Origin of the sequence: Microcystis sp. M083S1, from assembly GCF_020246405.1 — a bacterium.
In the GTDB taxonomy this organism is placed as follows: domain Bacteria; phylum Cyanobacteriota; class Cyanobacteriia; order Cyanobacteriales; family Microcystaceae; genus Microcystis; species Microcystis aeruginosa_C.
The window spans coordinates 54,287-65,888 of record NZ_JADBTB010000067.1 but is presented as its reverse complement, the minus strand read 5'-3'; the positions used below and the strand labels follow the sequence as shown (position 1 = coordinate 65,888).

At 43.3% G+C, this 11,602-nt stretch carries 11 protein-coding genes; 3 read left to right on the top strand and 8 right to left on the bottom strand.

Annotated features, from left to right (window positions below; all coding sequences use genetic code 11):
• Window positions 1-184: 184 nt before the first annotated feature.
• Entirely contained in the window at window positions 185-970 is a 786-nt protein-coding gene (locus IM450_RS06470) for a Uma2 family endonuclease (protein WP_287665494.1), read from the top strand.
• A 222-nt stretch (window positions 971-1,192) separates the two neighbouring features.
• Window positions 1,193-1,798, top strand: a complete 606-nt coding sequence (gene cobO, locus IM450_RS06465) for a cob(I)yrinic acid a,c-diamide adenosyltransferase (protein WP_002802316.1) — start codon at window positions 1,193-1,195, stop codon at window positions 1,796-1,798.
• Here the strand turns inward: cobO and IM450_RS06460 are convergent, their stop codons facing one another.
• The 6 genes from IM450_RS06460 to pstS form a co-directional block, all read right to left on the bottom strand.
• On the bottom strand, window positions 1,799-2,980 hold the full coding sequence (locus tag IM450_RS06460) for an aldo/keto reductase (RefSeq protein WP_287665491.1): 1,182 nt from the start codon (window positions 2,978-2,980) through the stop codon (window positions 1,799-1,801).
• Between the two features lie 161 nt (window positions 2,981-3,141).
• Window positions 3,142-3,906 (bottom strand): type I methionyl aminopeptidase, encoded by a 765-nt coding sequence (gene map, locus IM450_RS06455; RefSeq protein ID WP_002802314.1) that lies wholly within the window; start codon window positions 3,904-3,906, stop codon window positions 3,142-3,144.
• A gap of 403 nt (window positions 3,907-4,309) precedes the next feature.
• Complete coding sequence (gene pstB, locus IM450_RS06450; protein WP_004268318.1) at window positions 4,310-5,119, bottom strand: phosphate ABC transporter ATP-binding protein PstB; 810 nt, start codon at window positions 5,117-5,119, stop codon at window positions 4,310-4,312.
• Between the two features lie 11 nt (window positions 5,120-5,130).
• Complete coding sequence (gene pstA, locus IM450_RS06445; RefSeq protein WP_004268316.1) at window positions 5,131-6,015, bottom strand: phosphate ABC transporter permease PstA; 885 nt, start codon at window positions 6,013-6,015, stop codon at window positions 5,131-5,133.
• 4 nt (window positions 6,016-6,019) lie between these two features.
• Window positions 6,020-6,994: a phosphate ABC transporter permease subunit PstC gene (pstC, locus tag IM450_RS06440; protein ID WP_287665487.1), complete on the bottom strand. Its 975-nt coding sequence runs from the start codon at window positions 6,992-6,994 to the stop codon at window positions 6,020-6,022.
• Between the two features lie 175 nt (window positions 6,995-7,169).
• Window positions 7,170-8,183 (bottom strand): phosphate ABC transporter substrate-binding protein PstS, encoded by a 1,014-nt coding sequence (pstS, locus tag IM450_RS06435; protein ID WP_004268312.1) that lies wholly within the window; start codon window positions 8,181-8,183, stop codon window positions 7,170-7,172.
• 540 nt (window positions 8,184-8,723) lie between these two features.
• Between pstS and IM450_RS06430 the strand changes: the two genes are divergently transcribed.
• Window positions 8,724-9,740, top strand: coding sequence for a PstS family phosphate ABC transporter substrate-binding protein (locus tag IM450_RS06430; protein WP_004268311.1), 1,017 nt, complete (start codon window positions 8,724-8,726; stop codon window positions 9,738-9,740).
• Between the two features lie 66 nt (window positions 9,741-9,806).
• Here IM450_RS06430 and pstB (IM450_RS06425) read toward each other — a convergent pair whose 3' ends face one another.
• Both pstB (IM450_RS06425) and pstB (IM450_RS06420) read right to left on the bottom strand, forming a co-directional pair.
• Window positions 9,807-10,604, bottom strand: coding sequence for a phosphate ABC transporter ATP-binding protein PstB (pstB, locus tag IM450_RS06425; RefSeq protein WP_004268307.1), 798 nt, complete (start codon window positions 10,602-10,604; stop codon window positions 9,807-9,809).
• A gap of 156 nt (window positions 10,605-10,760) precedes the next feature.
• Entirely contained in the window at window positions 10,761-11,564 is an 804-nt protein-coding gene (gene pstB / locus IM450_RS06420) for a phosphate ABC transporter ATP-binding protein PstB (protein WP_287665483.1), read from the bottom strand.
• Window positions 11,565-11,602 lie beyond the last annotated feature (38 nt).

Below are 11,602 nucleotides of genomic sequence, written 5' to 3'. Positions count from 1 at the left end.
ATTCATAATTCATAATTCATAATTCATAATTCATAATTCATAATTCATAATTCATAATTCATAATTCATAATTCATAATTCATAATTCATAATTCATAATTCATAATTCATAATTCATAATTCATAATTCATAATTTCTCATAGCTGTTATAATTAAATAAATGTCCCAGCCAGGGGAAAAACTATGACAACTCTCGACATTTTACCAGAAGTTACCTGTCCCCCCACCGATTTATGGAGTGATGAACCACCCTTGGAAAGTGATTTACACCTGCAACAGATCATAATTCTCCTCAATTGTCTAGAATTATTATGGCAAGAGAAAAACGATTACTACGCTTCCGGTAATCTGACTATCTACTATAACGAAGAACAACTGAAAAAGCGCGATTTCTGTGGTCCAGATTTTTTTGTGGTTTTAGATACAGAAAAACGTCCCCGCAAAAGTTGGGTGGTTTGGGGAGAACAGGGTAAATATCCCAATGTGATCGTGGAGATTATTTCCGATTCTACGGCCAATATTGACCGCACTAAAAAGAAAATTCTCTACCAAAATACTTTTCGCACTCCTAATTATTTTTGGTTCGATCCTAATACCTTAGAATTCCAAGGATTTACGATACTTGAGGGACAATATCAAGCTATTTCTCCCAATGACCGGGGTTATCTATGGAGTGAACAGTTAGGATTATATTTAGGCATATTTGACCGTAAACTGCGTTATTTTACCGCCGATGGTCAATTGGTTCCCACTCCCCAAGAAGCTGAATTACAGCAAAGACAAGCAAAGGAACAGATTCTTTTAGAAAAGGAACAGATTCTTTTAGAAAAGGAACAGATTCTTTTAGAAAAAGAACAGGCTCTTTTAGAAAAAGAACAGGCTCTTTTAGAAAAAGAACAAGAACGACAAGCTAAGGAAAGATTAGCGGCAAAATTACGAGAATTAGGCATCAACCCCCAGACAATTTAGCCGGTCAAAATCTTCACATAGCGATCGATAACCCCTTGAGTTAAGTAGCTGGTTATAATTAAATTAAAAATGGATTTTAGGATCGATCCCCCCTGCCCCCCTTGATAAGGGGGGTGCCGATAGGCGGGGGGATCCCCCCTGCCCCCCTTGATAAGGGGGGTGTCTGACAACTTTTAACGCCTACCTACTTACAATTATCTTGATTTGACTGGACAGACCCGAATGCAACTCACTCCCGAACAATACAAAGAAAAAATGCAGCGCCGCAAGGTCATCCAAGAGGAACGTTTGGCCGAAAAAATCGCTGAAAAAGGTTTAATTATCGTTAATACCGGCGATGGTAAGGGAAAAACCACGGCAGCCCTCGGTATGGTTTTACGTTCCCTCGGTCATGGTTACAAAGTGGCGGTGGTACAATTCATCAAAGGTGCCTGGGAACCTGCCGAACAAAAGATTTTTAGTGTTTGGGGGGAACAAATCGAGTTTTATGCTATGGGGGAAGGTTTTACCTGGGAAACCCAAGATAGAGAAAGAGATATAGAGAAAGCCCAAGAAGCATGGCAAAAAGCCCTAACTTTTCTCGAAAATCCCCAATATCAATTAATTTTACTTGATGAGATCAATATCGCCCTTAAATTCGGCTATCTGGATATTCAGCAAGTTATCGCTGGTTTAGCCCAAAAACCCCCTAATTGTCACGTTATTCTCACTGGTAGAGGAGCTTTACCCGAATTAATCGAGATAGCGGATTTAGTCACGGAAATGAAGTTAATTAAACATCCCTTTCGTCAACAGGGAGTGAAAGCGCAACCCGGCATCGAATTTTAATTAACTACTGCTTAAGCGTTGTACCGTCTCTCCCGACAATAATCGATGAGTTTCGGCGAGAAGATAGGGAATTTTATCAGCGTGGGGACTAGCGGCTAAACAGGCAGTTAAATCGAGTTTTTCCACCTCTTTTGCCTGTTGACCGGGGAACCAATGACCCCCATTCCCCAAGAGATTGTATCTGGCCCTCGCAAAGTCAATCATATCGTAGGCGATAACAAGATTGCGTAACCAGAGGATAGAAGGAATATTGATGTGATTGGGGGTATTTTCCCAGCTAGGTAAACCCACAGACCAAGTTTTTACCCAATTATCGCCTAAACAGTTGATCATCTCCCCTTGCAATCTCTCGATAATTGCCGGTAAAATCTCCTCGGAGCGATCGAGTAAGGGTAAAGTTTTCAGGTGTTCATCAAAATCTCTGGCTCGCGCAGCACCGATACTAAGGGTATGGACGGCCGGATGACTGAGACAAAATAGGTCATTAAAAACCATCGGACTGAGAGGAGAACAGAGAGCCACGAGCTTAGGGGGAGGATTATAGAGATGGCCGCCCTTATCGGAGGGACTAATGATAAAAACCCCCATATCGTGCTGTTTTGCCGCTTCTATGGCCGGCCAGTTATTCTGAAAAATATAGTACCAGTGCAGATTGAGGTAATCGTAACAATTTGTTGCAATAGTCTTGACAATTACATCAGTTGGTGCATGGGTGGAGAAACCGATAAAACGAACTTTTCCCTGTTGCTGTAATTTTTTCGCCTCTTGCCAACAACCGCCCTCGGCCATAGTATCATCGAGAATTTCCTCGGTGTTGATGCCATGGATGCCCAACAAATCCACATAATCTAACCGTAAAAATTGCAGGGATTGCTCAAATTTACGGCGAAATTCCCGCACATCTTGACTAGGAGAAACTTTCGTCTGCACGATAATCTCATCTCTCGGTAGTTGCGGCAAAATTTTGCCCAATTGCATCTCGGAAGTGCCGTAACCCCTAGCGGTTTCGATGTGATTAATCCCCACTTCCAGAGATTTATTGATAATTGCCTCTAAATTGCCTTGATTCTCGTCGGGAATTTGCGACATTGGCACATCCTGCCACTGAAATTGATAGCGCATCCCCCCACAGGAAAACACTGGCATTTGTAGATTAGTGCGACCGAAACGACGATACTGCATATATTCAGTTATCAGTGGGAATTATGAATTATGAATTATGAATTATGAATTATGAAGTGGGGAGGTGGGGAGATGGGGTTTTAGGGTTTTGGGGTATTAGTTGAAACTTCCCTATTTCCCCATTCTCCCATTCCCTATCCCCTGTTCCCTGTTCCCTAAATTTAATCGGGTACAGTGAGAATTTCGACACCAGTTTCGGTGACGGCGATGGTGTGTTCAAATTGGGCCGAAAGTTTACCATCTTTAGTAATAGCAGTCCAACCGTCTTTTAAGACAATATGTTGCCAGGTTCCCTCATTAATCATTGGTTCAATGGTGAATACCATACCGGGGCGAATTTTTTTGCCCTTGCCGCGAGTGCCGTAGTGGGGAACCTGCGGACCGGTGTGAAAAACATTACTGATACCATGACCGACAAAATCTCTAACCACCGAGAATCCTTGGCCTTCCGCATATTCTTGGATAGCTGCGCCGATATCGCCGATTTTACCCCCCGGCTGCACTGCATCTATGCCTCTTTGCAGACATTCTCTGGTAACTTCCACTAACTTTTTAGCCAGGGGGGAGGGAGTACCGACAAAGAAAGTCTGGGAGGTATCGCCGTGATAACCCTCTAAAATCGGGGTGACATCGATGTTAATAATATCGCCATCTTTGAGGATTTGATCGGCGCTGGGGATGCCGTGACAGATAACCTCGTTAATGCTAGTACAGATGGACTTAGGAAAGCCGTGGTATCCTAGGGGCGCACTTTTGGCTCCATGGGCCCGAGTCCAACGTTCTGCCTCATCATTGATTTCTAGGGTACTTACCCCCGGTTTAACCATATCTGCCAGATGATCTAACAGTTTAGCCGCTAATCGTCCGGCTCGTCGCATTTTGTCAATTTCCCGCGGGGAGAGTAAGGTGATGGTATCGTTGCCCATGAATTATCCGACTGTTGAGAAAGATTCTTGTTACATTTCTTATCCTAGCAAAATCGGGCAGTCTTAGGGTTTAGGGTTTAGGGTGTAGGGTGTAGGGTGTGGGGTGTGGGGTGTAGGGTGTAGGGAGTGGGGTGTGGGGTGTAGGGTGTAGGGTGTAGGGTGTGGGGTGTAGGGTGTGGGGAGAATAAATAAAAATAATCTCCTGTCTCCTGACTACTGATAACTGATAACTGACTCCTGATAACTGATAAGTAGGTGGGTGGAATTAAATATAAAATGAACGTAGGTTGGGCTTCGGCCGTGAGCTCAGCCGAACGGTTGAAGCATGAAACCCAACGCCCGCATGGGTTACGCTACCGCTAACCCATCCTACAAATAATTGTGCCTACCTACTTAAGAGAAATTAACCGAATCTACCGGCTACATAATCGCGAGTTTGTTGATTAACTGCATCGGTGAAAATTTTCTGGGTGGTGTCAAATTCTACCAAACGACCGACGCGGGTTTCATCGGCATTAAAAAAGGCCGTGCGATCGGATACCCTAGAGGCCTGTTGCATATTATGGGTGACAATCACGATCGTGTATTGTTGCTTCAATTCATGGATTAATTCCTCGACTTTGAGGGTAGAAAGGGGGTCTAAGGCCGAACAAGGTTCATCCATTAATAATACTTTTGGTTTTACCGCCAAAGCGCGAGCAATACACAATCTTTGTTGTTGTCCTCCCGATAATCCTAAAGCAGATTTATTCAACAGATCTTTAACTTCATTCCAAAGAGCAGCCCCTTTTAAAGCTGATTCCACAATTGCATCTAATTCACTGCGACTAGCGGAACGATAAATTCTAATACCGTAGGCAATATTATCGTAAATACTAGCAGGAAAAGGGTTAGGGCGCTGAAACACCATACCCACCTGTCGCCGTAAGGTATGAAGGTTAACTTTGGGGGCGTAGATATCTTGGCCAAAAAACCTAACTTTGCCCTTAACTGTCACTTGTCCCTCTAATTCCCCGATGCGATTGAGGGCTTTTAAGAGAGTGGATTTACCACAACCGGAGGGGCCGATCATGGCGGTTACTTGCCTTTGCGGGATTTCTAAAGAAACACCTTCCAGGGCTTTTTTACTACCATAGAAAAAGCTAATATTTTCGACTTCGATCGCCGAATTAGCTAGAGAAGTAGGACTGTTCATGAGAGAGGAATCGATCATAAGAAAAATGCTTAATTTGAGCGTTTACGAGTGACAAAACGGGAGAGAAGGCTAGTAATTAAAACTAAGATAATTAGGACTAAAGAAGCTGTCCAAGCCAGGGAATTTTGTTCAGGAAAGGGGGAACTAGCATAGTTATAAATCAACACCGTTAAAGCCGGTGTGGGCGACCAAAGACTTTCTTGCCAAAATTGACTAAATAAAGCCGTAAACATTAAAGGGGCGGTTTCTCCAGCGGCCCGGGCCACCGCTAATAATATCCCGGTCATAATCGGTGCGATCGCTGCTGGTAGGACAATGCGAAATACCGTATCGAAACGGGAACCCCCCAAAGCGGAGGAACCGAGACGGTAGGACATAGGTATTAGTTTTAGTGCCTCTTCCGTGGTTAAAGCGATGATGGGCAACATAATCACCCCCAAAGCAAAGGCCCCCGCTACGGCGGAAAATTGTTTGGTAGTTAACACCAAAACCCCGAAGGAAAACACCCCGACAATAACGGAAGGGGTACTACTCAACACCACGATCGCAAAGCGCAGAATACCGCCAATTTTGGAACCCCGAGCGAATTCCGAGAGAAAAACCCCGGTGAGAATCCCCAGAGGTATGCTGCCGAGGGATGCTAAACCGACCATGGTTAAAGTACCCACGATCGCATTAGCGAAACCGTTGGGAACACTGGGATCGGAGCCAACTGGGGCGGGTAAAGAGGTGAAAACTTGCCAATTGAATCCGGGTAAACCTTCTTTGACAATTTGAAAAAGGATGGCAAATAAAGGCAGAATGGCGATGGCACTAAGAGCGATCGCTAAACCCGTGAGACCGTTGGTAAAAAAATGTCGCCACGGTGACAGGGGTTGCTGTAAATCTTCTTCGGGAAAAGCTCCTTGATTCATAAAATTAACGATTGCGGTTGATAAATTGTACTAATAAAGCTGCTACACTATTGACAGCTAAGGTAATAACAAATAGAATCAAAGCTAGATACATCAAGGCTCCGATGTGGATTTTTTCAAAAGCTTCTGGGAAGGTATTGGCTAGTACAGCAGGAATAGTATAACCGGGGGCCAAGAGGGAGGGAGTAATAATCGAGGAGTTACCGATTACCATGGCTACCGCCATAGTTTCCCCTAAAGCGCGCCCTAAACCGAGGATAATCGCCCCGATAATGCCAGAACTGGCCGCCGGCAACAACACGCGCCAGATGGTTTCCCAACGAGTGGCACCTAGGGCCATGGAGGCGCTGCGTAATTCGGGGGGGACGGTAAGCAACACATCGCGACTGATAGCGGAAATAGTCGGCACGATCATGATGGCCAGGATCACACCGGCGATCAGCATACTTGGTCCCAAAGGTTGGGTATTAAACAAAGGGAACCAAGCAAAATTTTGAAATAACCATTCTTGCAGGGGTTTAAGCACGGGAATTAGCACGAAAATCCCCCATAACCCGATAATTACACTAGGAATCGAGGCAATTAATTCCACCAGAAAACCGATGGGATAACGGACACTTGCCGGCAAATAATTCTCGCTAGTGGTTAAAGCAACGGCAACACTGAGGGGAATAGCTAATAAAAGAGCCAGAATCGAGGAAACGATCGAACCGAAAATAAAGGGTAAACCACCAAATTTGAGGACGTTCACATCCCAAGTGGTTCCCCAGAGAAATCCCCAACCGAATTCATTGATCGCCGGCCGCGCATCCTGAAAAACAATCCAGGCCATCCAGAGCAGAAAAATTAAACCAGAGGCGGCACAAATCCAGACTAAGACTGTAAAAATGCGATTGAATAAACCCGCAGTGCCGGGGTTTTCGTTAAGATTGGCCGCCGAGACAGCCAAGGACTCGACGGATTCAGAAAAATTGGCCATAAGATAGAGAGCGATTACCACTTATCAGTTGTTTAAAACGCAACTGTAGGGGCTGAACAATGTTCAGCCCACAGAAAAGAAATACTTGCAGTTATTAGTTATGGACTTAACCGGTAACTTTTTTCCATCTTACTGGAAAGCGGTGACAATCAAGCCTAAACTAATACAAAAGTATTTATTTAATTTTGTTAACTTCGGCTAAAACTTTTTGAGTCACCGATTGGGGAATCCGGGTAAATTCCAATTGATTGTTAATACCTTGACCAGTGGTCAGAATCCAAGTCAACAGTCTTTTAATTTCTGCCGCTTTTTTGTTATCAGCGTAGTCTTTCGGTACTAATAACCAAGTAATCCCGACGATCGGATAACCACTGCTCGGATCGTCCATATTAGCGGTAAAATCGGCGTTAAATTTGATCCCTTCCATCGCCTTGTTAGCTTGAGCGAGACTGGGTTCGACAAATTGACCAGCTTTATTCTGAACTTTAGCAGTTCTCATGGTTGCCCCTTCATTTTTGCGGGCAAAGGTATCTTGAACGTAACCGATCGAGCCTTCTGTTTGTTTAACCAGGGCCGCCACACCATCATTTTTCGGTCCTTTGAGAACGGTAAAACCCCAGTTAGGTTCTTTGCTGGTTCCCACCTTACTTTTGAAGGAAGGACTAATCGCACTCAGGTGAGAGGTAAAAATCTCGGTAGTACCGCTACCATCGGCTCTAACCACCACTTTAATGGGTTGGTTGGGAAGTTTCGGATCCACTTGTCTCCAGTTAGTGATCTCGCCACTGAAGATTTTACCGAGGTTAGCCCTGGAAATTTGCAGGTTATTTACCCCAGGCAAATTATAAACCACGGCGACGGCTCCCCCGGCGGTGGGAACTAGCAGTAAACCGTTTTTCATCTGGCCTTTTTCCGAGGAGGAAGGAGCGGCATCGGAAGCCCCAAAATCGACGGTTCCAGCGATAAATTGCCGGACACCAGCACCGCTACCGACGGAATTATAGTTAACGGTGACACCGGTGGCGTTTTTATAGTCGGCAAAATAACGCTGGTATAGGGGCGCGGGAAAGGAGGCTCCTGCACCGTTCAGGGTTTGGGCGAAAGCTTCTCCCATCGTCCCTGCTAAGGCCGCTGCCGTGGCGAAGGAGACAGCACACACACGAGTTAGGGTAGCAGTTGAGAATATCATAAATTTTCCGGTTGAAGAATCCTGCACAATTGGAGAAAGTTGAACTTTCTTCAAGATATAGTTTAAGGCACAAATATTACTTTTAAATCTATAAATATTGGAGATTTTTTTGGGTTAAGATTCGGTAAAATTTTGGTTAAGTTTAATTTAAAAAATTCACAGCTTTTAGCAACAATTTAGATCGATTAAGACCAAAATCCATTGTATCTATTCGAGGATGAAATCTTAATTTAAAGCATCTTTTGGGGAGAAATTGCCCGGACAAAGCTTTTTATCTAGGGTTTGCTGAATAAATCTAAAAACCTTGTTGGGTAAAACTTTTAGACTTTACACCCCACACCCCACACCCCACACCCTGCCCCCACGAAAAACTTTTTCAGCAGACCCTATCTAGGTGTGTCAAGGCAAACAGGGCCACCGCTGCTTTTCGCTACTGTTAAGTTTGTTATCTTTTTGGTGGAGTTTTAGCATTAAATCAATTTTTTTTGAAATGATGGAGATAGATTTTTCTGACTCCCAGAAAAGCAAGGGGATGGATAAATGCTGATAAATCTCGATAAATTGCTCAAAAAGGCTCTGATTTTTGTTAGTGCTGGTGTTTTAGTTGCTTGCGCTCCCGTTGACTCCCAATCAAATAAATCAATTATTATTGATGGGTCTAGCACCGTTTACCCGATCACCAAGGCTGTCGCCGATGAATACAAAAAACAAAAACAGCCGTCTGCGGATATAAGCGTCAACTTTTCGGGTACTACTGGCGGATTTCGGCAGTTTTGCGCTGGAAAAACCGATATTAGCAATGCTTCGCGACCGATTCGCAGCGATGAGATCGAAGCCTGTAATCGGAATAACATTAGATTTATCGAATTGCCGATCGCCTTTGACGCACTCACCATCGCAGTCAATAAAGAAAACAATTGGATTGACAGCATCACTTTAGAGGAATTAAAAAAAATCTGGGAACCTGCGGCCCAGGGTAAAATTACCAAGTGGAGTCAGGTGCGATCGGGATTGCCGGATAAACCTCTCAATCTCTTTGGTGCGGGCAAAGATTCGGGAACTTTCGATTATTTTACGGAAGCGGTGGTAGGAGAAGAAGATGTTAGCCGCAGCGATTACGTTGCCAGTGAAGATGATGACACTTTAATCCAAGGAGTTAGTCAAGATGCCAACGCCCTGGGATATTTTGGTCTAGCTTACTACGAAAAACAAGCGGCGAACTTAAAAGCCTTAGCAATAGACAGTGGTAAAGGGGCTGTTTTGCCCTCCCGGGAAACGGTGCTACAATCCACCTATCAACCCTTAGCCCGTCCTTTATTTATCTACGTTAACGCCCAAAAAGCCCAGTCTAATAAGGATTTACAGCGTTTTGTCGAGTATTATCTCAGTCAAGCTCAAAATATCGTTCAAGAGGTCGGTTATATTCCCCTGAGCGGTGAGCATTATCATTTAGCCAAGGTCACTTTCTTTAACGGGGAAGCGGGAACAGTTTTCGGGGGACACTCAAAATTCGATGTGACTTTAGCCGAATTACTACGCCAGAAAGCCAAGTTTTAGAAACTTAAAATAGGGTGAGATTAACTCACCCTATCAACTTTTATTTTAGCTATTATTGCTGTGATCTTAACCAAAACGACCGCTAACATAATCTCTAGTGGACTCTTGAGCGGGATTTTGAAAGATAACCTCTGTGCGATCATATTCCACTAAATAACCTACTTTACCGCCTTTTGGGGTCGGTTCAGCATTATAAAAAGCCGTTAAATCAGAAACCCGCGACGCTTGTTGCATATTATGAGTAACAATAACTATAGTATATTGGGTTTTTAATTCGTGAATTAATTCCTCAATTTTTAGGGTAGAAATTGGATCGAGTGCCGCACAGGGTTCATCCATTAAAACAACTTCCGGTTTAACCGCAATAGCGCGAGCAATACATAACCTTTGTTGTTGTCCCCCCGATAAAGCTAAACCACTTTCTTTGAGTTTATCTTTAACATCATCCCAGAGAACGGCTTTTTTTAAAGATTCTTCCACTAATTGATCCATATCACCGATGTAACCATTTAATCGCGCCCCAAAAGCGATATTTTCATAGATAGATTTAGGGAAAGGATTCGGTTTTTGAAACACCATACCGATGCGACTGCGTAACCCGATAGGATTAACGGAATTACCATAAATATCTTGGCCGCGAAAGGTAACTTTTCCCTCAATTTTGGCACTTTTAACCAGATCATTCATGCGATTAAAACAGCGTAAAACTGTACTTTTCCCGCAGCCAGAGGGACCGATAAAAGCGATCACTTTTTTCTCAGGAATATCAAGGTTAACATCACGAACAGCGAGATTAGAACCATAGTAAACATTTAAGTTTTTGGTTCTCAAAACCGCATCGGTGACAACATCGGTACTATACATAATCTTTAAAAAAAAAGAGATGAGTGTTTTTTTAGTGACTGGTAAACAGTAATCGGTAATCAGTGAAAAGAAAACTCCCAACTTGCCACTTCATACTGTTCACTGAAAACTCACATCTGATAACTGATAACTGATAACTGATAACTGATAACTGATTTAGCCAAAACGTCCACTAACATAATCTTTAGTTGCTTTTTCTTGAGGATCACTAAAGATTTTATCCGTATGATCAAACTCAACTAGATAACCGATTTTGCCACCTTTATCGGTGGGTTCAGCGTTATAAAAAGCCGTTAAATCCGCTACTCTGGTGGCTTGTTGCATATTGTGAGTAACAATAATAATTGTATAACGTTCTTTTAATTCGTGCATTAATTCCTCAACTTTTAAAGTTGAAATTGGATCGAGTGCCGAACAGGGTTCATCCATTAATAATACTTCTGGTTGAGCGGCAATAGTGCGAGCAATACATAATCTTTGTTGTTGTCCCCCCGATAGGGAAAAACCGCTTTCTTTCAGTTTATCTTTTACTTCTTCCCAGAGAGCAGCCCGACGCAAGGAAGTTTCTACTAATTCATCTAAATCGCCTTTATAACCATTTAATCGCGCTCCGTAAACCACATTATCATAGATGGATTTGGGAAAAGGATTAGGGCGCTGGAACACCATACCGATGTATTTTCTGACTTCGACAGGATCCACCTCTTGAGAGTAAATATCTTGGTTATGATAAAAAACTTTGCCGTCAATACGAAAACCGTGAATTAAATCATTGAGACGATTAAAACACCTGAGAATGGTACTTTTTCCACAGCCAGAGGGTCCGATAAAAGCGGTGACTCTATTTTTGGGAATATCGATCGAAACGTCCCGCACTGCTCGATAATTACCATAGTAAATATTAGCCTTATCCACCTTTAAAACGGTTGCAGTTGATTGGGTAGTGCGATTAGTTAGCATAAATTATTTACCTTGAATTTGGATAATTGAGGAATCAG